The sequence below is a fragment of the Paenibacillus salivarius genome (assembly GCF_051307165.1).
Taxonomy (GTDB): Bacteria; Bacillota; Bacilli; order Paenibacillales; family Paenibacillaceae; genus Fontibacillus.
This window is the reverse complement of sequence record NZ_CP195592.1, coordinates 2,972,960-2,997,836: the sequence shown is the minus strand read 5'-3', so window position 1 is coordinate 2,997,836 and position 24,877 is coordinate 2,972,960. Positions and strand designations below refer to the sequence as shown.

At 50.8% G+C, this 24,877-nt stretch carries 17 protein-coding genes; 11 read left to right on the top strand and 6 right to left on the bottom strand.

Annotation, left to right across the window (positions count from 1 at the left end):
- Position 1 precedes the first annotated feature (1 nt).
- The 4 genes from ACSFXJ_RS13595 to ACSFXJ_RS13580 all read right to left on the bottom strand — a co-directional run bounded on the left by ACSFXJ_RS13595 (position 2) and on the right by ACSFXJ_RS13580 (position 6,635).
- A complete protein-coding gene (locus tag ACSFXJ_RS13595) occupies positions 2-382 on the bottom strand; it encodes a DnaJ family domain-containing protein (protein ID WP_435920891.1) in 381 nt (126 codons plus the stop codon).
- A gap of 118 nt (positions 383-500) precedes the next feature.
- The gene (locus ACSFXJ_RS13590) at positions 501-4,418 is read right to left on the bottom strand and encodes a molybdopterin-dependent oxidoreductase (protein WP_435920890.1); all 3,918 of its coding nucleotides are present in this window, start codon (positions 4,416-4,418) and stop codon (positions 501-503) included.
- A gap of 42 nt (positions 4,419-4,460) precedes the next feature.
- Entirely contained in the window at positions 4,461-5,693 is a 1,233-nt protein-coding gene (locus tag ACSFXJ_RS13585) for a nitrate/nitrite transporter (RefSeq protein ID WP_435920889.1), read from the bottom strand.
- A 303-nt stretch (positions 5,694-5,996) separates the two neighbouring features.
- On the bottom strand, positions 5,997-6,635 hold the full coding sequence (locus ACSFXJ_RS13580; RefSeq protein WP_435920888.1) for a TetR/AcrR family transcriptional regulator: 639 nt from the start codon (positions 6,633-6,635) through the stop codon (positions 5,997-5,999).
- 175 nt (positions 6,636-6,810) lie between these two features.
- Between ACSFXJ_RS13580 and ACSFXJ_RS13575 the strand changes: the two genes are divergently transcribed.
- The 6 genes from ACSFXJ_RS13575 (at position 6,811) to ACSFXJ_RS13550 (ending at position 11,462) form a co-directional block, all read left to right on the top strand.
- Positions 6,811-7,560, top strand: coding sequence for an SDR family NAD(P)-dependent oxidoreductase (locus tag ACSFXJ_RS13575; RefSeq protein WP_435920887.1), 750 nt, complete (start codon positions 6,811-6,813; stop codon positions 7,558-7,560).
- A gap of 200 nt (positions 7,561-7,760) precedes the next feature.
- Positions 7,761-8,594, top strand: coding sequence for a methyl-accepting chemotaxis protein (locus ACSFXJ_RS13570; protein WP_435920886.1), 834 nt, complete (start codon positions 7,761-7,763; stop codon positions 8,592-8,594).
- Positions 8,595-8,825: 231 nt separating this feature from the next.
- Positions 8,826-9,449 carry a TetR family transcriptional regulator gene (locus ACSFXJ_RS13565; protein WP_435920885.1) on the top strand — a complete coding sequence of 208 codons (624 nt, stop codon included), beginning with the start codon at positions 8,826-8,828 and terminating at the stop codon, positions 9,447-9,449.
- 4 nt (positions 9,450-9,453) lie between these two features.
- Complete coding sequence (locus ACSFXJ_RS13560) at positions 9,454-10,473, top strand: 2,3-butanediol dehydrogenase (protein WP_435920884.1); 1,020 nt, start codon at positions 9,454-9,456, stop codon at positions 10,471-10,473.
- Between the two features lie 171 nt (positions 10,474-10,644).
- On the top strand, positions 10,645-10,980 hold the full coding sequence (locus ACSFXJ_RS13555; RefSeq protein ID WP_435920883.1) for a hypothetical protein: 336 nt from the start codon (positions 10,645-10,647) through the stop codon (positions 10,978-10,980).
- Positions 10,977-11,462, top strand: a complete 486-nt coding sequence (locus tag ACSFXJ_RS13550) for a nitroreductase family protein (RefSeq protein ID WP_435920882.1) — start codon at positions 10,977-10,979, stop codon at positions 11,460-11,462. Before ACSFXJ_RS13555 ends, ACSFXJ_RS13550 begins: the two co-directional genes overlap by 4 nt.
- A gap of 456 nt (positions 11,463-11,918) precedes the next feature.
- Here ACSFXJ_RS13550 and ACSFXJ_RS13545 read toward each other — a convergent pair whose 3' ends face one another.
- Entirely contained in the window at positions 11,919-12,674 is a 756-nt protein-coding gene (locus tag ACSFXJ_RS13545) for a serine/threonine protein kinase (protein WP_435920881.1), read from the bottom strand.
- 181 nt (positions 12,675-12,855) lie between these two features.
- Here ACSFXJ_RS13545 and ACSFXJ_RS13540 point away from each other — a divergent pair, with 181 nt between their 5' ends.
- From ACSFXJ_RS13540 to ACSFXJ_RS13530, 3 genes are all read left to right on the top strand, one after another.
- Positions 12,856-15,243, top strand: a complete 2,388-nt coding sequence (locus ACSFXJ_RS13540) for a polyprenyl synthetase family protein (protein WP_435920880.1) — start codon at positions 12,856-12,858, stop codon at positions 15,241-15,243.
- Between the two features lie 206 nt (positions 15,244-15,449).
- Positions 15,450-15,797 carry a phage tail protein gene (locus ACSFXJ_RS13535; RefSeq protein WP_435920879.1) on the top strand — a complete coding sequence of 116 codons (348 nt, stop codon included), beginning with the start codon at positions 15,450-15,452 and terminating at the stop codon, positions 15,795-15,797.
- 36 nt (positions 15,798-15,833) lie between these two features.
- Positions 15,834-19,703, top strand: coding sequence for an immunoglobulin-like domain-containing protein (locus tag ACSFXJ_RS13530; protein ID WP_435920878.1), 3,870 nt, complete (start codon positions 15,834-15,836; stop codon positions 19,701-19,703).
- Positions 19,704-19,761: 58 nt separating this feature from the next.
- On the opposite strand, the gene ACSFXJ_RS13525 is transcribed toward ACSFXJ_RS13530, so the two are convergent.
- Positions 19,762-21,150, bottom strand: a complete 1,389-nt coding sequence (locus ACSFXJ_RS13525; RefSeq protein ID WP_435920877.1) for a glycosyltransferase — start codon at positions 21,148-21,150, stop codon at positions 19,762-19,764.
- Positions 21,151-21,417: 267 nt separating this feature from the next.
- Here ACSFXJ_RS13525 and ACSFXJ_RS13520 point away from each other — a divergent pair, with 267 nt between their 5' ends.
- Complete coding sequence (locus ACSFXJ_RS13520) at positions 21,418-23,670, top strand: NTTRR-F1 domain (RefSeq protein WP_435920876.1); 2,253 nt, start codon at positions 21,418-21,420, stop codon at positions 23,668-23,670.
- A gap of 116 nt (positions 23,671-23,786) precedes the next feature.
- Positions 23,787-24,875, top strand: coding sequence for a glycosyltransferase (locus ACSFXJ_RS13515; RefSeq protein WP_435920875.1), 1,089 nt, complete (start codon positions 23,787-23,789; stop codon positions 24,873-24,875).
- Positions 24,876-24,877 lie beyond the last annotated feature (2 nt).

Genomic DNA, 24,877 nt, shown 5'->3' with positions numbered 1-24,877 from the left:
ATTAATCGTTTTCCGTCAGCTTTTTTTGGATTTTAGGCTCGTATTCGCTGAACGCCTGCGATTCCTGCCAACCTTGTGCCGAAATCAAAGCTTGATACCGGAGTCGTTTGGCCGACAACTCGCGTTGAAGCTTTTCACGCTCGGCATGGTCCCTGCAGACGGCGAGTAAGTCGCCAAGCGTGACGATATCTTTGCGGAGCTGCATCTCCTCGGGGATCAACCCGGCATTCTTGAGCAGTTTGAATCCCAGACGCAGATCCTTGGGGACGTTTTCCAGATCGTCCGGAGGGAGCGGTTTGCCGGATCCGGGCAGATTATCCAATTCCCCGCGCCGGATCGCTTCCCGGATTTTTTCCTCTGCGATCGTGTGCAAAAAATCCATAGGTTGATCGACTCCTCATTAGAAATATTCCAATTATTATACACAAAAATTTAATTGAAAACGATACGGGAAAGGACCGTTCTTTGGAACGGTCCTTGAGTTCTTTAAGGATAAATTTTCAATATACATCCTTCGCATACCGCTTGCCGCGCGACATTTCTTTCAGGTACGACTTCGCGGCTTCGGCATCCATCCGGCCATGCTCCGCAATAACGGTTTGGAGCGCGGAATCCACCTCCTTCGCCATTTGGGCGGCGTTGCCGCAAACGTAGAAGTAGGCGCCTTCTTGAAGCCAGGCCCATATTTCAGCCCCATTTTCGAGAATTCGTTGCTGCACATACACTTTCTCTGTTTGATCCCGGGAGAATGCCGTATCCAGGCGGTGCAGAAATCCTTCCTGACGAAACTTTTCGAGTTCATCCTTAAAATAAAAATCGCATTTTTCCCGCTGTTCTCCGAAAATCAGCCAGTTTTTCCCTGCGGCGCAACCTGCCCGGCGTTCCTGCATAAAGCCTCGGAAAGGAGCGATTCCGGTGCCTGAACCGACCATGATCATCGCTGCGTCAGGGGCGGGAGGGAGGCGGAAGTGATGATTTTTTTGAATGAACACCGGAATTTCCGACTCCGGCTTTGCGAGATCCGCGAGAAAGGTGGAGCAAACACCTTTGCGCAATCGTCCCCGGAAGTCGTAACGCACCGTCGAAACCGTGATATGAACCTCGTCCGGATTGGACTTCGGGCCGGAAGCGATCGAGTAGAGACGGGGTTGCATCGGCTTTAGCAGACCGATGAGTTCCTGAGGAGTCATGCTCACCGGAAACTCTTGAAGAACATCGACGAGCTGCCGGCCCCAGCGCCATTCCTTCAGTTGATCCTGCCGATCATCTTGCAGCAGCTTTTTTAACGTTTCGCTGCCGGAACGCTCCTGGATAAAACGGAGGTTTTCACGAGTAATCCTGGTAATTTCGAAATGCTTATGCAACGCATCGGCAAGCTGCATTTCCCCATGGCCTTTGACGATGACGACAGCAGAAGGGGCGAGCTTCAACGAGTCCAGTAACTCCTCGACCAGGTCGGGGCAATTTTTAGGCCAGACGCCCAAAGCGTCCCCTGCTTCGTATGCGAGCCCTGTCCCTGCGAGATCGAAGACGTAGTGACGGGTTTCCTTTTCGGAGCCGTTCAGATTCAGAAGCCGATGGAGCCGAAGTTTCGCCATGACAGGACGATTGCGATCATATCCGTGAGGCTTGGCCATGGAAGATTCGGTCTCCTCGCTAAATGTGGCGGCGGACCCGGTACTTGTCATTGTCCTCACAGATTGTTCAGTGGATACCGATGGCCGCGGATTTCCCTTCACTAGAATGAGCCGCTCCGTGATCGTTGCCGTCCAGGCTTCGACTTGCTCCCTGTACTCCGTATCGCAGCGGGTACAGTCCAATAGCCGCTTCGCGCCGAGTTCCGCCAGCCTGACATCCAGGTTCTGACCGAACCCGCAGAACATCTCGTAGCTGGAATCGCCGAAGGCAAGCACGGCATACTCAAGTTCCGGCAAGAAAGGGATCTCCTTCCGATTCAGTTCGCGGAAAAAGCTTTCGCCATTATCCGGAGGATCGCCCGCGCCGAACGTACTGACTACGAACAACACCCGGCGTTCCCCGGAAAGCGCGGCAGCGGGATATTGCCCCATATCCGCAAGTTTGATGCGATGCCCGGCTTCTTTCAATTTTTGCGCACAGTAGAGGGCTGCGCCTTCCGCATTTCCCGTCTGCGAGGCCCATAGAATGGTGACGGAATGATCTCCATTAGGGGAGAGTGATTCCGTCGTCTTAGGCGCAGCAGCCCCGGGAGGGGAGCTTAGTGGAACCGAGGAGGAAACGCTGGCCTGCTGCACTTCGGACGTATGATCATAAACCTTCGTCAACGAGACGGAACAAAATTTTAACTCCGGCTGAAGGGACAGCGGGTCAACGGCATCGTTCGTGACATCGTTAACGGCCAACAGCGGACCGAACAGATCGTTCCAGTGGAAGGGGGCGAAGCAGTTTCCCGGCCGGACCCGATCGGTGACGACGGCAGGAAGAACGGCCTTACCCCGTCTCGATGCCAATTCCACGGAATCCTTGTCACGAATGCCAAGAGCACTTGCGTCTTCGGGATGAATTTCGAGAAAAGGTCCGGGATTCAGTTTAACAAGTTTCGGGATTTTTCCCGTTTTGGTGAGCGTGTGCCATTGGTGCTGCAGACGACCGGTGTTTAATACAAAAGGATACTCGCTATCTGGCATTTCGGCCGGAGGCAGAAAGGGCCGCGCCCAAAACACGGCCTTTCCGTCGGCTGTCGGGAAACCTACCTCCGGGTCACCATCGGCTGCACGTTTTTTTAAGTAACGAATCGGATTTCTGCGCGTCGCTGCTTCATCCGGGCCGCACGGCCATTGAACGGGCGATTCGCGCAGTCTTTCGTAGGTCGCGCCACGGAGATCATAATCGGTTTTTGGATTCCATGCCTGTTGGATTTCACGATATACCTCGGCGGATGAGCCATAAGAAAAATCGGAGGCATAACCCATTTCGCAGGCGACCCGGGCGATAATCTGCCAGTCGGGAAGAGCTTCCCCGGGAGGATCGACGGCTTTCTGCATCAAGGTCAGATTGCGTTCGGAGTTGACCATGACGCCTTCTCCCTCGGCCCATAATGCCGCAGGCAAAAGAATGTCCGCAAACTTGTTCGTCTCGGTTTCAAAGAAAGCGTCCTGCGCGATGACGAGATCGGCGGTTTCCAACGCCGCGGTCACGGTTTTGCGATTCGGAACGGTCGCCACCGGGTTTGTGCAAATGATCCAACAGGCTTTGATCGCGCCGGATTTGATGTTTTCAAACATGGACACGGCGCCTCCGCTAGCATCGGAGCGCAATGTTCCTTGAGGGAGGCGCCAAAGCTCCTCCGTAAACTTGCGGTCCGCTTCGTCGAGCAGCGTTCGCTGGCCAGGTAAGCCGGGCCCCATGTAACCCATTTCCCGGCCGCCCATGGCATTGAGCTGGCCGGTGAGCGAGAAGGGACCGCTTCCGGGGCGGCAAATCGTTCCCGTGGCAAGGTGAAGATTGCAAATCGCGTTCGTATGCCAGGTGCCATGAGTGCTTTGATTCAGCCCCATCGTCCAGAGCGTCATCCACTTCGGCGATTCACCGATCCACTCGGCGGTTTTTCGGATATCCGCCTCCGGTATGCCGGTGAGTGCCGCGACTTTGCCCGGAGGATAGTCCTCCAAAAATTCAGGCATTTGTTCGAATCCAGACGTGTATCTGGCAATAAAGCCGGGATCGGTCCGGCCGTTTTCGATGAGCAGATGAAGAAGCCCGTTTAGAAGCGCAAGATCCGTGCCGGGCCGGATTTGCATGAATAGGTCGGCCTTTTCGGCGGTGGCCGTTCGCCTTGGATCGACGACGATCAGCTTCGCGCCTGCCTTTACGCGATCCATGAGCCGTAGAAACAGGATCGGGTGGCAATCCGCCATATTCGCACCGATGACGAAAAACAGATCCGCCTTGTCGATATCTTCATAAGACCCCGGCGGCCCGTCCGCGCCGAGCGACAGCTTGTAGCCGTTGCCGGCCCCGGCCATGCAGAGCCGGGAATTGGATTCCACATGGGGAGTCCGAATAAAGCCTTTGGCAAGCTTATTGGCCAAGTATTGGGCTTCCAAGGACATCTGCCCGGATAAATAGAAGGACAACGACTCCGGGCCGTGCTCATCCAGGATGGAGCGAAGGCGTCTTGCCGTATCGCGAAGGGCCTGATCCATTTCCGTCCGGACGGCAGCCGTATTTTTACCGTAACGGAGATATGCGTGCTCCAACCGTCCCGATTCCGTCAACGCGAGGGCGGATGTGCCGCCTTTCGTGCATAACCTGCCCATATTTGCCGGATGCTCCCGGTCCCCGGTTACTTTGATCACCCGGTTTTCGGCGACTTCCATGACGATGCCGCAGCCAACCCCGCAGTAGGGGCAGACGCTTTTCACTTTTTTGGATTCCACAACAGTTCACCGCCCATTATTCAAAATATCTCCATCTCCGGATTAGAAATTGACGCCGGATTCGGCATTGGCCCACGTTTTTTTCCAGGAGCGGGTGACCGCGTAAAAAAGGAGCGTCGTCATCAGCACGATCGAGCCTACGACAAGAAATCCGGCCATTAGAGAGCCCGTCGATTGCTTGAGGGGGCCGAGGATGTAGGTCGGAAGCAGATAACCGCCCAGTCCGCCCGCCGCACCAACAATCCCGGTGATTACGCCGATTTCGCTGGAGAAACGCTGGGGAATGATTTGAAACACGGATCCGTTCCCCATGCCCAGGCAGGCCATCATAGTACTGGTATAAATCAGCATGACACCGAATGAAGACGGCATCGTTGCTATCGCAAAAGCGGATACGGAGACCAAGGAGTAAAGCACAAGCAGCAAGCGCATTCCGCCGATTTTGTCGGCAAGCCATCCGCCAAGCGGCCGGAAGAAGCTTCCAGCAATAACCGTAATCGTAACCAGATAACCGACCTCGACTTTGGTGAGCCCTCCGGGATGAACGTTATCGCCGTACACATCGTAAAAGAAAATACTCGCATAGTTGGCGAAGCCGACGAAGCCGCCGAATGTGATGGCATAAAAGACGGAGAACCACCAGGTGTCCGGATATTTGAATACGCCGAGATAACTTTTGAGCGGTTTGGGAGCAGGCGCATCCGGGGCATCTTTGGCGAGGAACGCATAGAGAATCATGACGATGGCGAGCGGAAGCAGGGCCAAGCCAAAGACATTATGCCACCCGTACGCTTCGGCGATTTGCGGCCCGAAAAAGGTAGCGAGCGCCGTACCGCTGTTCCCCGCCCCAGCAATCCCCATCGCGAGGCCCTGATATTGCGGAGGGTACCACCGGCTGGCCAAGGATAGCGATACGGCAAAGCTTGCGCCGGCAATGCCGAGCAGAAAGCCAATCATCTGCATCTCAAGCAGACTGGTTCCGCCAAGCCATCCCCAAATCAAAGGAATTAGGGTCAAGGCCATTCCGATCAATCCGGCCTTTTTACTGCCGATCCGGTCGGCTAGAATACCCATAGGAACCCTAAAGATGGAGCCGCCCAAAATCGGAATGGCGACCATGGCGGCTTTCTGCGTATCCGACAATCCGAAATCCTTCGTAATAAAGAGGGAGAGAGCCCCGCACAGTACCCAAATCATAAAGCTGACATCAAAATACAAGAATGAAGAAAGTAAACTCGGGAAATGGCCTGACTTCAAAAAACTTTTTTGTTCCATAAGAATGTCTCCTTTCAGATGTGAGTTTTACTGACGTAAATTGCTGAATCCCTGTTTCGGACAAAAAAAGGCCGACTGGCGTTACCCGCATCATTTTACGGATAACGCTTCATCGGCCTCATTGCCATACTCGGCCACATCTTTGTGGCGGAGCTTTTCTTGATATTAGGAAAACTGATAATGAAAATATAAATGTAAATGAATGTAATGTCAATATTAATGACACAAAAAATTCATAATCATGAATTTGATCCTGTTTAAAAAGAATAGTGTTACTAAACATTACACTTTGAGTCATGGAGATCAAGGACAAGGCCGGATATAAGCCAGCAGCATTTTTTTTAACATCCGCTGCTGATGGTGCGGGGCAATATCCTCCTCCAAATAAGAAATCGGCGATTTAAGAGCGATGTTGTTTCCGAAGGTACCGTATACGTTGATAATCGTGATGAGCGCTTCTTTAACCGGAATGTCGGTCCGGATCGAGCCGTCCGTCAAACCGTCATCGACGATACGCATAAAAATTTTGGCGATTTCCTTTTGCGTATCGATGTAGTCTTGGATATCTTCAAGCGGACTCTTGGCAAAAGAGGCATAACTTTCAAAGGCTTCGCGGAACTTGGCGCCGCTATTTACATGCTCGTCTTTGGTCAAATAATCCAACACCAGCTCGAGTCGTTCATATGCCGAATGATCGGAATACGCAAGTTCTTTATACGTTTCTATGTTTTTTTCGAGATTCGCGATGGCCACGGCAACGATCAGCTTTTCCTTTTTGGGAAAATACCGAAACAGCGTTGCGATTCCAATGCCTTCCGCATCGGCGACTTCTTGCATTTGGACATGGTCCAAGCCTTGATCGAGAAACAGTTTTTCCGCTGTATGCACAATGCTCTTGTAACGGGCATTTTTTTTCATTTCACGAAGACGGGGCTGTGCCATTCGGTTTTCACTTCTTTCGATTGAAATTCGGTGTTTATAAATTATAGCGCGTTTGGGACAAAATAAAAGCCGGTAGAAACCGATTGCAATTTGAAGAGAAGAGGTCTATAGTTAAAAATGTGATAGTTAAACTATCATTTTCTTAAATTTAATTTAAACGCGAGGTGTGCTCAACATGAGATTAGCGAACAAAGTTGCGATTATTACAGGTGCCGCCGGAGGTATGGGGAAAGCCGACGCACTGCTGTTTGCCAAAGAAGGCGCGAAAGTGGCCGTCACCGATATGCAGGAGGAAAAGGTGAAGGAGGTTGCGAGTGAGATCGTCGCAGCAGGCGGCGAAGCGATCAGCTTCAAGCACAACGTGGCTTCCGAAGAAGACTGGATCCGGGTCGTGAACGAGACGGTTGCCAAGTACGGGAAAATCGACATTCTTGTCAACAACGCGGGCGTTTCCAACGCGACGCCTTTTCTGGAACTTACGGTAGCCGACTGGGAGAAAACGATGTCCATTAACGTAACGAGCATTTTTCTCGGTCAAAAATATGTAATCCCGCATATGATCGAAGCGGGAGGAGGATCCATCGTCAATATTTCTTCCATCGCGGGGCTGACCGGCGGAAGCGGCACCGGCCCATACACTGCAAGTAAAGGTGCTGTACGCATGCTGACGAAGGCTACTGCGGTCGATTACGCAAAGCATAATATTCGCGCGAACTCGGTGCATCCTGGCTTTATTGAAACGCCGATGACCGTCGATATGTTCAAGGACGAGAACATGCGCCAATGGTTCCAATCTCAAACCCCGCTGCCTCGTTTGGGTAAGGCGGAGGATATTGCCAACGGCGTTCTGTTCCTGGCTTCGGACGAATCTTCTTATATCACGGGAGTAGAGTTGCCGATCGACGGCGGTTACTTCGCAAAATAAGCAATACCTATACGAAGAGCGTGTTTTGAAGCATTCAGAACACGCTCTTTTTATATGCCCAAAATGAGTGGAAATCATACCTTAACGTCCTGCTGTCAATGCTGCATGTCACAAAAAACTACTTGTAATATACAATTTTTTATATTCTTAGCCGATATATAATTGATCATCATTTTTTACATACACAAAGGAGCCCCAACATGAGCATTTTAGATTCTTTAATTGAATGTATGCCTTATATCAGAGCCGTCATCCGTGAGGATGCGGGGGTAAATATTTATGACAGAGAAAAAATTGTCTACTGGATGGAAAGCAATACCTTCAAACTAGGCCTATCCGAAGGAACGCCGCTCTTCGAGGAACATCGGGATTTTAAACAGCTAAAGAACGGAACGGAGGCTTCGATTTTTAAAGTGCCAGCCGAAATGTTCGGAACGCCTCTTGAAGTGCTGAATATTCCCATTAAGGATGAGAACGGGGAAGTATTGGCGGTATTATCCGTCAATTACAGCATGGAAAACCAAAGCATGTTGGAAAATCTCATGTCGGAAACGGAATCGATCGCGGAGAATCTTCTTAGCGGCATTCAGCAAATCGCGGCTCATTCCGAGGAGTTATCCGCTTCTTCGCAAGAAATTTTGCAAAATACGCAAACCGCCGTTCAAAATTCGGCCGGCGTAACCGAAGTGACGAACTTTATCCGCGAGATTTCTTCCCAAACGAATTTGCTTGGACTTAATGCGGCGATTGAAGCGGCGCGGGTAGGAGAGGCGGGTGCCGGATTCGGCGTGGTCGCAAAAGAAGTGCGAAAACTTTCGGAAGATACCAAACAAGCGACCCAACGTATTGAAGAATCCTTGAATTCCATCCAGCAATCCATCGAGCAAATGGAAAGGGAAATTAAGGAGATTACCGCGGCATCCAACGACCAGGCCCAACTCGTTTCCGGATTTATGGACAGTATCGAACAGCTTAATTCCACAAGCGCAAAAATGAAAGCATTCGTCAGCAAAGTCATTACCTACGAAGTTTAGATCGTACTATTTTGAGTTTCGATTTCGGATTCGCAGTTCAAAGGGGATGCGGGTCTTTTTTTTATTACGATTGTTTCAAATTTGACACAATTATTCGACGGGAGTAAACTAAATATGCAGCTGCTTGAACAAGTGTTCAAAACGATCGTTCAAAACAAGCGTTCGGCATACAAATCAATGAAATCGGCACACTGACATATAAAAATACATCAAGACCAGGAAAGGATATCGATGGAACGAGAAGAACAGGTTCAGGATCGGGAGAAGGATGTCAAAGCGAAAATCCTTGATGCGGCAAAGAAGCTTTTTGCCCGTAAAGGATTTGAAGGAACGAGCGTCAGGCAAATCTGCGATGAAGCCGGGGTGGCGCTTGCCTTAGTTTCCTACCATTTCGGGGGAAAGGACAAGCTGCTCTATGCCTTGTTCGAACCGCTGAACGACTATTTTTCCAAGCTTTCTTACAACTTGGACGAGCCGGTCGACGCTCTAAAGAAATATATCCAGGGATTTGTCGCCTACCGGTACGAAAATGAAGAGCTCATTCATATTCTTCAGCAGGAAATGATGATGCAGAGCCCGAGGCTTCGGATGCTTTCCAATGCGTACTATCCGTCTTGGGTGCATTTGCGGGCTATATTGGAAGCGGGCAAACATCAAGGAAGGTTCCGTTTCGAATCGATCGTGCACGCCGTTCATTTCGTGATGGGGGCGGTCATCTTTTCCAGACAGAACCCGTTTCTCGAACCCGTCTTTAGCGACTTGCCTTCACCGGAAGATAACCCCCGGGAGGCGGCCGATTATATCATAAACCTGGTCTTAAACGGATTGAATTCATCGCTACAGCAAAGGGGATAACATCATGAAAGCAGCAAAAATATACGGAGCCAAAAACATTCGCGTCGAAGAGGCTGAAATTCCTGCCTTGGAAGCCGGAAAAGTGCTCGTCAAAGTGGATTACGCGGGGATATGCGGAAGCGATATGCACGAATATTTGGCCGGGACTTTCCCGATCCGCACCCAGCCGGTGCTTGGACATGAGTTTTCGGGTACGGTCATTGAAGCCGGGGAAGGCGTGACCAGCCTGAAGCCGGGGGACCATGTAGCCGTTGAACCCTTGATCCCTTGCGGGCATTGCTCCAACTGCCGCAGAGGCATGGCAAACCTGTGCACGAACAGCGGAGGTTACGGGTACACCTTGTCAGGGGGCTTTGCGGAATATGCTGTCGTAAGACAGGAAAATGCGTTCAAATTGCCGGAAGGCATGGACGTCAAGCTCGGTGCTCTCGTTGAACCGACGGCAGTAGCGGTTCACGCCGTACGACAAAGCTCGCTACGCCTCGGCGATTCCGCGGCCATCTTCGGAGCGGGGCCGATCGGACTGTTGCTGCTCCAAGCGGTGAAGGCTGCGGGAGCGAGCGAAATCATCGTGGTCGAGGTGTCCGACGAACGCCGGGAAAAGGCAATCGAGCTCGGTGCAACGCTTGCGATTAATCCGGTTGAAACCGACGCTGTCGCAAAAATCAAAGAATTGACTGACGGCGGCGTGGACGTAGCCTTTGACGCAGCCGGCGTACAAGCCACGTTCTTGAGCGGAGTAAGCGCCGTTCGAAAAGGCGGCGAATTCAAGGTGGTTAGCCTATGGGAACAACCGGTGACCTTCAGCCCGAACAGCTTTGTGAAGACCGAAGCGAAAATTACCGGATCCTACGCATACGTCAACTTGTTCCCCGAAGTCATTCGCCTGCTCTCGAGAGGCATCATTGACGGGAACAAGGTCATTACAAGCCTGATTCCACTCGATGAGATCGTTGACAAAGGCTTTGAACTCCTGACAAAAGACCGTAAACAATGCAAGATTTTGGTGGATATGAAGCTTTAAGGCCTAAAATTATTAATATCTTGATATTTTTATAAAAGTCACGTTTATCGTGGCTTTTTATTTTTGTTCGGACTTTTATGTTATTCTTGACAGAACCTCGTTAATTCGTATACATTTGTATACAAAAGACTTCGGGGCACAAATGTGTACATTTTTAAGGAGGAAATCAAATTGCGCGAAGGAAGACACGAACACCGCGGCCATCACATGCATAAAGAGCATTGGGAAAACCGTGGGCTTCACCAGGACGAAAACGCCAAAAAACGTCCCCACAGCGCCCAAACGTTCCGCCGGGGAAGAGCCATCTCCTTTCTGGATAGATTGAACGTCAAACGTTCGACCTTGATGATGCAACTAGACAAGCCGGAATATGAATCTATCAAACAAGTGATCAGCGGAGAACTAAAAGCGACCGAATCCATCATTCAGGAGTTTATTCATACATTTGAACTGCATGAGGCAGGTTTAATCGATGATAAAAATGGAGATGGAGGCGATGTAAAATGACCGTCACGGAACTGATGAAAACCCGAAGAAATATTAAGTCCTTTAAAGCCGAAACGATCGAGGAAAAAGATTTGATATCCTGGCTGGAAGCCGCCAGCTTCGCCCCAAATCATCGTATGAACGAGCCATGGGAAATCCGTATCGTCGGGCCCGAAACAAGAAGGAAACTGAATCATAAAACCGACTTCGGTAAAGCACCGGTCGTTCTCGCGGTATTGTCCAAACCCGGGTCAACACCGTTTGAACGCGATGAAAACGTGATGGCCGTTTCTTGCTTCGTTCAAAATTTCCTGCTGGCCGCGCATGAAGCGGGAGCCGGGGTCTACTGGTCTTCCATGGGGGCGACGCCCCAGAATCGCGACATTCTTGGAGTGCCGCAGGAGTATGATGTGATCGGCATGCTCGCCGTCGGCTACCCGGAGGAAGTACCCGCAGCCAAACCGAGAACGCCGATATTAACCAAAATTTCGCACTTAGAATAAAGCCCGCCAAAGCAGCGGAAGCCTGGAACTTGTTGTTACAGCGAAAGAAAGGCAAGAATCTCGATCTGTATAATCAAAGCCCCCTCGAAAGAGGGGGCTTTGCATTAGCTTGAACTGCGTCTTCTGGATTTGTAATATTCATGTCCCATATGGCCATGGCGCCGCTTACCATCCGAGGAGGAACCGATCATGGGGCGGTCGTATCCGTGACTGCTGCTGTACCGTTTGCCGTAGTGTTTAGCAGAACTGCTGTGCCTTTTACCATAGTGCTTTGCCGAACTGCTGTATTGCCTTCGACGGCTGTGCGATGCGGAATGAAGAAACTTATCAATGAGTTTTCTTAGCATACATAAGTTCTCCTTTCTGTCGTTCTTGTTTATTTTATTCGGATAGTATCATACGGGGGACTAGGATTACAAATCTGGAAGATTAATGGGTAGATGTTTCGTATTGATTCTAGTAGTCGTTAGCGATCCTCCGCAAGTCATTCATAAAATGAGATGAACAGGCATATGGTGTTTGAAGCTCGAGCAAGCGCTCGATGATCGTTTTCAAATCTTCAGTAAGTTCCAGCTCATCCTGCCAGGATCGTTCGGGCTGACTGTTTTGGTTTTTCCCGGAAGCCTTCTCGGGCTCAAAAGCGGAATAGAGGAGGAACAACATAAAATGACCGATATCCTGCAGGTCCGTTCGCTCATCTGCGGATTTAAAAGAAAGAGATGATGTTCGTTTTTTTCCATTCCATTTCCGGTCGGCTTCCCGGGGGAAACAGGACTCTCCCTTTTTTCTGGCCAAGCCGAAATCCAGTATAAACAAAAGATCGTTCTGTTTCAGAACGTTTGGAATCCGCAAATCGAGATGAACGAACCCCCGTTCGTGAATGAAGGATACAAGCTCCAACAGCTGCATGGCAATCAGAATGCAGTCTTGTTCTCCGTACCGTTTGCCTTGCCCGAAAATCAAATCCTCAAACGTATCCCCGCTTAAATAGGACATTACGAGGTAAAAATAACTGCCTTCCGTAAACAATTCTATAAATTCGGGAAACTGAGGATGTCGAAGGGATTGCAACATGCCGGCTTCTCTTTCCAGTAGTTGTCTGGCAAATGCTCCTTTACTCGGTCGCGACTGTTTGACGGCGACAAGCCCCCCGTCCTTTAGATCCGAACATTTATAGGTTAAACCGTAGCTTCCTTCTCCAATCAACTCCATGACTACAAATCTACTTCCTAACACGGTACCCGGTGGTGAAGGATAGTCTTTCCATGCGGCGAGAAATGCGGTCAAAGAAGAAAAAATACGCATAAGGTCTGTTTACTCTCCTTCGGGTTATAGTTAAGATACTCTTAGTTTATTATAAATCGATGTAAAACAAAAAATGGGGTATTTATCAATGAATGTGGAATTGACGGATTTGGCGAATACATGGTATCAACAGGCCGAAGTAAAAGCTCGACAATATTATGTTTCGCTGCAGAATCTGGTTTTGAATCAAAACTATATTCCCGAGCTGATCCGGGATTTTCAATTGTGGAAAAGAGGGCATATCACCCGGCAGCCAGCCTGGCTTTCCTTGTTTTCGCTTAACAGGAAAAGACCTGACCCAACCGACTATTATCGTTATTTGGGATGGCTAAACCGGACAGGAAAACTGGATGACTATCTGGACAGGAGCATTTCATATATTTATTTGCGGGATTTGGGAAAAGACTTCAATTCACAAAACACGCAAATCAAAGTAAACCGTTTAGTCGCCGATGTGAAAAAACACTTGATTCATCCAGACAACAAAGCCACGAGAAGTCGTCCGGCCTTTTTGAACGGAGCGGCGCTTTACCGCTGGGCTCAGAAGGAAGGGGTGGAAAACGGCGTCATTTGGGTCATGGATAAACTGCGAAACGTCTCCTCCAGGATTCCCCATGCGTTGAATCCGGAAGAAGCGGAACGAAAATTGATCAAGATCATCATCGGCGTCGTAATGCATGTAATGGATGAATTAGACGACCAAGCCAGGCCCGCAGAACGCTCCCGTCAATTGGAAGAAGCTATCAAACTGGGGTACTACTACGGCTTGACATATCCTTTCATCGATGACCTGCTGGACTCCGACATGTTGAACGCAGAGGAAAAAGCAAGATATTCATCCGTGATCCGTAAAACATTGCTGTCCAGAACGGTACCCCCTCCGGAAGACGAGTTCGGTAACCACGCGGAATTCATGACGTTTGTTTACGATGAGCTTCGCGAGGCTTACGAATTTATCAAGACGTACCAAAGGCCGGAAACTCAGCATATTTTCTTTGAGCAGTCCTATGTTTTCTTTCATGCCCAGGACATCGACAGATCGAAGAGCCTGCTGAATGCGAACTATACGAATGAAGAACTGTTCCTTCCGGTCATTTTAAAATCTTCTTCCTCGCGCCTGGTTGTCCGTTCCGTGCTTAGCGCTCCGAAGGATGAAGGGTTTGATCTCCGGGTCTTTTATTACGGTCTCTACAACCAGCTCGCGGATGATTTTGCCGATATGTTCGACGATATGGAGAGAGGTGCGGTAACTCCGTATACCTATTATCTGAAATACCGTCACATTCGTCCGGATCTGATCAATCCTTTCGAATTGTATTGGTCCGTTATCGCAAATTTGATTCATCGTATTTACGGCTCGGACGACAAGATTCGGGAAATTATTCTGGATCGCGCCATCAATGGATTAAAACGCTACTTTAAACGGGCCGGCGAAAAAAAATATAACGAAGTATTAGCGATATTTACAAAAGGCATGCCGGAACTTTTTGCGGTTATTCAGAAAATGGTACGCCATGCGGAGGATGTGGACTTTTTCGATAAACTGCTGCGCGACCAACTGATTGCCGAAATGAAGAACAATCGTCAGGAAAAAGAGCGGTTTTCCGACATCGTCGCAACGGCCAGGCGACAAATCAATGATCTTTTGCAAATTACTAAGCCCGAGCAAGCTCCCCCCGTTCAACATTTGCTTATTGAAACGGCCAATTACAGTCTCGAAAGCGGCGGGAAGCGGCTTAGGCCGGTTCTCTCCTGGATTATGGGCGTAAAGGAATACGGGATTTCCGCTTCGGCATTAGTCCCGCTCTTCAGATCATTGGAGTATATGCATACGGCGTCGTTAATATTTGATGATCTTCCGACGCAGGATAATTCTCCGACCCGCAGAGGCAGGCCTACACTACATCACGTCCACAACAGCGCGATCGCCGAGTTGACCGGTATTTATTTAATTCAGAAGGCGATCGAAGAGTTGTCTTCGCTCAAAGGATTCGAAAACGGTCTCGTGCTTAAACTGATGCGGTATATGTCCCAAAAGGCCGGTGAAATATGCATGGGCCAGGCGATGGATTTAAACTCCAAAGGCAAAGCTTTGACGCAGGAGGAGTTGAATGCAATCTGTTTCTATAAGACCGGGATTGCCTTTGAAGTATCCCTCGTCGCGCCCGCCATCCTTGCTCAGGCTAAAGATTCGGAGATAGAAGGTTTAAAAACGATCGCGTATCACGCCGGCATTGCTTTCCAAATCAAGGATGACTTGCTCGACGGAGAAGGCGATGAGCGACTTCTGGGCAAACCAGCCGGTAAAGATATCGAAAACAACAATTCGACCTTCGTCACGGTACTGGGACGGGAAGGGGCCACCAGAGAGATGTGGGAACATTATTGCCTGGCTATGGAAGCATGGAACCAATTACCGAATCGTCCCGGTTTTTTGAAGCATTTATTGAATTATTTGATTACAAGGGATAGTTAATCAATGACCTCATCCCAAGATACTGTCCAAACCTGAAATGGAGCCGGTGGAGGCATCAAAGAAGGATGCGCCGCAGGCTCTTTTTGTTATTTCGTCAAGAAGAAAAAATAAATACAAAAAATGTAAGTCCCGTGATAATATCTATTTGTCTATGAAAAAAGTCGCAAAAAAGAGCTTAAACAACTTAAATCAAAGGAGGAAAATTCATGATCAAGAAAGGTGCGTTTCTTAAACCCGCATTAATGCTAGTTTTGTTGGGCGCTGTCGTAAGCGGAGGCACGACCTTTAACCCGGTCAAAGCGGAGGCGTCCGTAGAACCTCTGCTTGGCGAAATTCAACTCTATCCTTATGCTTTTACGCCGAAAGGCTGGGTGAAAGCGGAGGGCCAGACTATGCAAATTTCACAAAACTATGAGCTGTATAGCCTGCTCGGAACGAATTATGGGGGAGACGGTCAAACCACGTTCGCGCTTCCTGACCTGCGCGGCGCTTCACCAATGCCTGGCGTTTCCTACTTCATTGCGATAGAAGGAGCTTACCCTTCTCGTAACTAGTCTATGCGAATCTTTATATAGGGAAGTGGTGAATGCGTGCCGAATTTAAAACATAAGGTTCTTCCAGGGCTTACACCCGTCCGGCTGCTGGCCCCTCTGCTGCCGTTCATCGGAGGAGCGTTATTGTTGCTGGGATCGGATGCGGAAGCGGCGATTATATCGAATGTTACGATCCAAAAGCCCGTAACCTCAAGCGGCTTCGTCAATCCTTACGAACCGGAAAAGGCGGTCGACGGTTCTCTTGCGCCTACAAGCCGTTGGTATACGGCCGATGCGGGGGAAAAATGGATCCAGGTAGATTTGCAGGATATTTATTCGTTACATCTTTGGAAATTGACGGGTATGGGGCTTTACTATGATTGGTATGATGGACGGGATCCGTATGCCTTTCGTCTGATGACCAGCATAGACGGGGTGACATGGAAAACCGCGGATGCGGTGCAAGGGAACAGAAATCCGATGGTCCAGCGCTCGCTGCCTTCCGTTGAAGCGCGTTACGTCAAACTCGTCATCGATCAAGGAAATGACAGAAACGATTTTTGGGCATCCGTTATTGAATTTGAATCTTATGGGGAATTGTTATCTTTGCCGGCGGCCCCTGCAAATTTTACGGGCGAATACCAAGATGGCGCAGTCCAGCTCGAATGGGAGGCCGTGTCGCAAGCTTCTTCATACGAGCTCAAACGAAACGGGCAAATCATATATTCCGGTCCCCTAACATCTTATAAGGATAACGGAGCACTTCCGGCAGGAGAAGTCATCTACTCCATAAAGGCGATTAACGCAAAAGGGAGCGGTGACGCGGCGGAAACGAAACTAACGATTCCGACCGAGGCGGAAAGAGCCGCAAATGCGGCCGCCGCGTTAGAAATCGGTTTCTCTCCCGGAGACAGCGCTTCTTCGGTTACACAAAACATTATACTTCCCGCAACCGGACTTGGCGGATCAACCGTTAGCTGGAATTCGGATGCCCCAGCCACGATCGATCTTGACGGCAAGGTGACCCGGCCCTCCTATGTTCAAGGGGACCGTACGGTAACGTTGACCGCAACCGTCAAGTTGGGAGCAGCCGAGGCAACCCGCACTTTTGCAATAAATGTATTGAGGGAAACCACCGAAACGGCATTAAATAAAGCGGAGCAGGGGCTTACGCTGGGCGATCTGACCGCAGTGACGAGTCATCTTGTACTACCCGTAAAAGGATATGGAGGAACGGACATCACGTGGTCCTCCAGCGAACCCGGCATTATTGCTGTTGACGGGACCGTTCACAGGCCGTCTTATTCGGAAGGCGATGCGGATGTTACGCTTACGGCCGCGTTAAGGCTGGACGGACTGGAACGCACAAAAGCATTTGCCGCGCATGTATCGAGTCTGCCGATCAGCGATGAAGAAGCGGTGTCCTTCGTGCATCAAACATTGGAAATCCCCGTCACCACGGTTACGACCGACCTCTCTTTGCCGGCAAGCGGACCAAACGGCGTTCATATTTCGTGGCGCTCCTCGCATCCGGATTTTCTGGATTCCGGGGGCCGGGTGACCTTGCCAAGTTTTATGCAGGGAGATCAGACCGTAATATTGGAAGCGACTTTGTCAAAAGGACAATACACCCTGACCAAGACGTTTACGTTGCTCATTCCTGCCCTGCCCATCAGCACGGAGGAGGAGGTAAAGTTGGCGGCGGATACTCTGATACTGGACTATCCCGAGGGCGTCAAGGATTCCATTACTCTGCCGATCAACGGGGCGTTTGACACGAACATTGATTGGTCCTCCGACCGGCCGGAAGTGTTGGACGATCAGGGACGGGTAAACAGGCCCCGTTATACGGACGGAGATGCCTCCGTTCAATTGACGGCGACGGTGTCCAAGGACAACGTTACCGTTCAAAAAACATTCCGTCTAACGGTTCTTAAAGCACTGCCCAATACGCCATATATTCGCCTCAACGGCACGAATCCCGTATTGCTGGAAGCCGGAAACGCCTTTACAGATCCCGGTGCCTCGGTGGTTGACAGCGTGTATGGAACCGTTCTGGCAGAAGGCATCATGGGGATTGGGACCGTCGATGTCAATATATCGGGCGTTTATAAGCTGAGTTATAGTTTCGGCGCTGAAGGATGGACGGCGGAGCCTGCCGAACGTGAAGTTCACGTGCGCCCCCGCCCGGTGTCGGCCGCAGCCGGCAGTAACGGCGAAAAATCCTTATTCGTAACCGGGGCTTTGCCATTAGCCCGTCTTGAATTGTATAACAGCGAACGCGAGCTCGTCTCGGAGGCTGCAGCTTCACCTGAAGGGGAATTCGTATTCCGTTCGCTTGAGGAAGACAAAGGATATTATGTCATTCAAGTGGTAAACGGAATGTCCAGTTCACCGTCCGAGCTCGTTTATGTCAAAAGCCTGACCGCTTCGGACGTTGCCGGTTCAATCATTTCCATTCCCGCCCCCAAAAAAGGGGAGACGATGCTTAAGCTCCCGCAGGTACCTCCCGGGTTTAGCGTTGCGATCAGCACCAGCAGTCATCCTACGGTCGTTCGGACTGACGGTGTAATCCGTGAGCCTATTTCCGACACCCGGGTCACGATTCTTTTTGAGGTCACGAAGGACGCCGATGGATCGAAGGCGCTCTCGCGGCCGATTTCCATCACCGTTCCCGGTTCAAATGCGGGTAACGGGAATGGTGGTGGAGGAGTAGGCAACAGCAGCAGCACAGGAAGTATACAAAACTCGGCCTTAACGCTCCAGCAATCCATCCTGTTTGAAAACGGGCTTGCGGTTGTCGTTTATAAGCCTACGGCTGCTTACCTGGATCAACAGATCTCCGTGGCGAAAGCCTCGGGCATGAAATATGCTCCGATCAAGCTCACGGGTGAAAAGGATGTAAGCAGGGTCATGATCGATTCGAAGTTATTGCCTAAATTTACGAACGTCGGCTTCTCCATCCAATCGGGGTTTGCAACGCTCAACCTATCGAAGGAAGAGCTTCAAAAACTTTCGCCACAAGGACGGAGCGTGGAAATTTCGCTTCAATCGGCCGACGGTGAGCAAGCAAAAAGGTTCGACGCATGGACCGGGAAGGTTGGTTTGAAGCTTGCAGGTCCGTCAGTAAAAATCGGCAACAACACGGGGGAGGCCGCTCATGCCGTTCTACCGCTTCGTGACGGATTTCCAGCCGGATCCGGAAGCGTACCCCGTTTCGTGTACGTTTTGGCCACATATACGGACGGCACGGAAGAGGTGATCCCCGCAGAAATCATTTATGGAGAAGACGGGAATGCGATTGGAGCCGGCTTTGAGATGACGGATTCAGGCTCTTATGTTCCCGCGGTTCTCTCGGGTAACGCCCCGACTTTGCCGGTAACCTGGACAGACGCGCAGGGACATTGGGCTGCGGGCGCCCTTCAAACGTTGGCGTCCCGGGGATGGATTCAAGGTTACGGCGACGGAACGGTCCGGCCGGACCGCCCGGCATCGCGGGCCGAGATCGTTTCGATTCTCGTCAAAGCTTTTGGGCTTGAAACGGCCCAAGAGAATAAAAATACGTTTACGGATATGGATGGACACTGGGCCGCATCGGCCGTTGAAGCCGCATATGCCCAAGGTTGGATCAAAGGCATGTCATCGAGCGCTTTCGGTCCGGATACGGGCCTCACTCGAGAGCAGGCCATTGTGATCCTTGTAAATGCGCTGGCAATCGGTAAGGATGGAAATGATCTTGCAGGCCCATCCTTGAGCAAATTCCGAGATGGAGACCAAGCCTCCGTGTGGGCAATCCATGCCTTGGAACAAGCCGTAACCAGCGGATGGACGATTGGTTATCCGGATGGAACGCTTCGAGCTTCCGAAGTGATCACTAGAGGAGAGTTAGCGGGATTAATCGTCCGGGCTTTAGGCTTGAACCCATAACATTCAAAAGCATGGTTGCGGATTTTCCGCAACCATGCTTTTTGTTATCCGGAATTCCTTATAAAGATTCGTACAACGACAGCAATAGGCGGCTATTCTTGATCATATCGTGATGTTTTTCTACATATCGTCGTCCTAGTTGTCCCTTTTCGGGAAGCATATCCAAGTTTTTAAGCGCATGCTCGATACTTTCTTTAATCGTATCGGGATTGGCGACGATAACCGGCAGATCCTGAGGGTAGCGTTCCCTCATGTCATCGCTGATCCAGCAAATGACCGGTTTCGCCATAGCCATCGTCTCAACCGCAAAAAGCCCGTAGGTGCCGATATGAAGTTGGTCGATGATGAGATCCGCTTTTTTGAAGATGTCCATCGCTTCTTCATGACTTTTTCCTTGTACGGCAACGAAATCAAAGTCATAATGGTCCTTCAATGCCTCAACCGCTTTTAAAATATAGGCGGTTCCTTTTATGGCTGGAGCTGTGGGGGCGTGCACGATGAGAGGTTTGCCATTGTTGTTTTTTTCTTCGGAGGGGCTATATCTGCTCAAATCGACCATGGCGGGAATGACCGAAACTTGATCATAGTAGTCTTTGACCCAGTCGTACAACTCGAAATCGGATACGATGCAATGGGAAATTTGTTCGGAAAGCCGTTGAAGATTCCGTTTGATCTGATCTTCGTTTCGGTTTTTGACCCGAACATAAGGATTTCGTTTTACGGCTTCCGAATACAATCGAACATCGGTCCCCCAATGCTGCATGATCAGTTTTTTTCCGCCTTCCTTTAAAATCGGAATATCGGATCCGTCCAACGTCAGGCTCGTGCCCCAGTGAAAATGAAAAACTTCATAAAATGATTGCAATTGGAGGGACAACTTCCGCAGTAAACCGTTTATCTCCGGGGAGTTGCGTTGTCCGATCAATGACCACTCATAATCGGAGCGGTATTTTAAATAGTAGGGGTAGTAGTTCAAGGTGTGCGATATCACCCCGTGCTGTCCTAGACCGATTGATGAGGTATGCATTTGATTGGCAATTTCGATGCTTCCTTGAAGTATGCGGAGCGTTTGGTTATGGTCGGCGTGGCCTGATGTGAAAGGAGTAAGGGATATCTCTAGCGGAAATTTGGATTTAATGGGATCGATTCCGTGATTGTGGGTCTCCGATTTATTCATGTAAACGGCTGCTTGGCCCGGTCTGTTGAACCGTTTGTAAACGTTTTGCATTAAATATGTCAGTACCGGATCATCGGGATATAATTCAAGTCCTCTCCATAACCACAGCCATGCGTTAGTCGGGTTTTCTTTTTTGATGTGAAGGTATCCGTTTAAATAATAAAATTCAGGCAGGTGGTGCAAGTCGGTTTGATGCTTTGCGAGAAGATCGTCGGCCGCCGTCAAATCATTCATCTTTATTTGTTCTAAAATGATCGTTTCCCAGTCCAACGTCCATCCTCCTTGTTTTTAGGTTTTTTCGGACGAATCCTTCTACAATTTATGAAATATCTGCCTATCCGCAACCGTCAAAGATCTATCCTTTCTAGTAAATAGCAGTTCATCCGAAATGAAATGTGTCAATGAAATAGCATGAGTGCCTATACGAAAAACAAACATGTTTCATAGAATATGGCAAGCTTCTTCGAAAAGGAGAAGCAAAGTGAACAAAGGAGGATAGTACGGAGATCAAAATTCATTGAAAAGGAGGATGCGCAATTGCCTATACAAGAATTTATTCAAAACGGCGACTTCGAAAGCGGTAGTTTGGCTCCTTGGATACCGGTGAATGCAACGATCACAAGTACCCGTTCGCATACCGGTTTGTTCTCGGCCCAATTAATCGGAGGCAACATTAACTCCTTCATTCATCAAACTATTCCAGCAACTCCGGGTTCAAGTTTCGTTATTTCCGCCAGCGTAGGGAAAATCGGAGCGAGCCCCTCACCACTCGTACTTATTCAGGTGAGTTTTTATGACGCTTCGTTTAATTTTCTCGGCTCGGGTGAAATTACGAATATTTTTCCAGGTCGTATACCGAATGTCGATAATAACGCCACATGGCTCGATGTTCTTCATACGACTTCCGTAGCGCCCCCTGGAACTGCCAATGCCATTGTTTTGATTAACAAACTGCCTCAGGTAGGAAGCCCGGATATTCTGGTGGATGACATCTCGTTGTTCTCATCTACCGATTCCGGCGTACCTGGACCAACCGGCCCAGCGGGAGCAACAGGACCGGCAGGAGCCACGGGTGCAACAGGCCCGGCAGGAGCAACGGGAGCAACAGGCCCGGCAGGAGCAACAGGTGTAACAGGAGCCACAGGCCCGGCAGGAGCAACAGGTGCAACAGGTCCGGCAGGAGCAACAGGAGCGACAGGTGCGACAGGAGCAACGGGAGCAACGGGAGCAACAGGCGCAACAGGTCCGGCAGGAGCAACAGGAGCGACAGGTGCGACAGGCCCGGCAGGAGCCACGGGAGCAACAGGCGCGACAGGTGCGACGGGTCCGGCAGGAGCAACAGGTGCGACAGGTCCGGCAGGAGCGACAGGCCCGGCAGGAGCCACGGGAGCAACAGGAGCGACAGGACCGGCAGGAGCAACAGGCCCGGCAGGAGCAACAGGCGCGACAGGTCCGGCAGGAGCCACGGGAGCAACAGGCGCGACAGGTCCGGCGGGAGCAACAGGCGCGACGGGCGCGACAGGTCCAGCAGGAGCAACAGGAGCGACAGGTCCGGCGGGAGCGACAGGCCCGGCAGGTGCGACAGGTGCGACAGGTCCGGCGGGAGCAACAGGTGCGACGGGTCCGGCAGGAGCCACGGGAGCAACAGGCGCGACAGGTCCGGCGGGAGCAACTGGAGCAACAGGTGCGACGGGTCCGGCAGGCGCGACAGGTGCGACAGGTCCGGCGGGAGCAACAGGCGCGACAGGCGCGACAGGCCCGGCAGGAGCAACAGGAGCGACAGGTCCGGCAGGAGCCACGGGTGCAACAGGAGCGACAGGTGCGACAGGCCCGGCAGGAGCCACAGGCGCGACAGGAGCCACAGGCCCGGCAGGAGCCACGGGAGCAACAGGAGCGACAGGACCGGCGGGAGCAACTGGAGCAACAGGAGCAACGGGTGCAACAGGAGCGACAGGTCCGGCAGGAGCAACAGGAGCAACTGGCGCAACAGGTCCGGCAGGAGCAACAGGAGCAACTGGCGCAACAGGACCGGCAGGAGCAACAGGTGCAACTGGAGCAACAGGAGCGACAGGACCGGCGGGAGCAACTGGGGCAACGGGTGCGACAGGACCGGTGGGAGTAACAGGAGCAACAGGAGCAACGGGTGCAACAGGAGCAACGGGTGCAACAGGAGCCACGGGTGCAACAGGAGCGACAGGTCCGGCAGGAGCAACAGGAGCAACTGGCGCAACAGGTCCGGCAGGAGCAACAGGAGCGACAGGACCGGCAGGAGCAACGGGAGCAACAGGCGCGACAGGTCCAGCGGGAGCAACAGGAGCGACAGGACCGGCGGGAGCAACAGGTGCAACAGGCCCGGCAGGAGCCACGGGTGCAACAGGAGCGACGGGTCCGGCAGGAGCAACAGGAGCGACAGGCGCGACGGGGCCAGCAGGAGCAACAGGCGCGACGGGTGCGACAGGCCCGGCAGGAGCAACGGGAGCAACTGGAGCGACAGGCCCGGTAGGAGCAACGGGAGCAACTGGAGCGACAGGACCGGCAGGAGCAACGGGAGCAACTGGAGCGACAGGCCCGGCAGGAGCAACAGGCGCGACAGGTGCAACAGGTCCGGCAGGAGCAACGGGTGCAACAGGAGCGACAGGCCCGGCAGGAGCAACGGGTGCAACAGGAGCGACAGGTCCGGCGGGAGCCACGGGTGCAACAGGAGCCACGGGTGCAACAGGAGCGACAGGCCCAGCAGGACCTACTGGAGCCACAGGCCCGACAGGACCTACCGGTCCCCCAGGGGCTTAATGGTTAGTTAAAGCCAGGAAGAAGGGTTAGCTTTGTGCTACCCCTTCTTTTTTCCTAATGACCCCATGTCATACCATTCGTTTCGGGAAGTTATTAACGAAGGAGCGTGACCCCTTTTGATCACGATCAGCTTGTGCATGATAGTCAAGAATGAAGAAGAAGTGCTTGCGCGATGCCTTGATAGCATTAAAGATATCGTAGACGAGATTAATATTGTGGATACGGGATCCACTGACAAGACGGTCGAGATTGCCAAACAATATACGGACCGCGTCTTTTTCTTTGAATGGATCGGAAACTTTGCGGCGGCCAGAAACGAATCGTTTAAGTACGCAACAAAAGAGTATATTTTGTATCTTGACGCAGACGATGTGATTTTGGAGGAGGATAGACGGAAGTTAAAAGAACTCAAGCAAACTTTAGACCCGGCCGTGGACTCCGTTTCTATGTTCTACGACGCGGGAACGGATGAATATGGCAACGTAACGCTAAGATACCGGAGAAACCGACTCGTTCGAAGAGATAAGAATTACAAGTGGGTAGGGGATGCCCATCAATATCTGAACGTATATGGTAACATCATCAATGCAGATATATCCGTAACGCATAAAAAAATCCGCCATTCCGTCGGACGCACACTAAGTATTTATCAAAAGAAGTTGGAAAGAGGCGATGTTTTAAGCGCCCGCGATAATTTTTACTATGGAAATGAATTAAGGGAAAATGGCCATTACGAAAAAGCGATCGAAAGTTATAACCGAAATATCGAAATGGATTCGGGATGGGTCGAAGATAAGTTTTACGCATGCATTAACAAAGCCGATTGCTTCCGTTTCTTAGGGGATCGAGCCAACGAATTGAAAAGCCTGCTTCAATCGATGGAGTTTTCCAGAACGCCCCGTGCGGAGACATGCAGCCGACTCGGATATCACTTTCAGCAACAAAACGATTATCCATCCGCGATATTCTGGTATGAACTGGCCGCAAGCATCGTTCCGGATCCGAATCAATGGAGCTTTTCTTATCCGGCCTACCACACATGGTACCCTCATTTGCAATTATGCGTTTGTTATTATAATTTGGGAAATTATCAAAAATCGTACGAACATAACGAGAAAGCCCGTGAGTTCCGTCCGTCGGACGAAAGGATTCTTTTTAATAAACAGCTTCTAGAAAATAAATTAGGAATAACGAAGGTAGAGTGAAC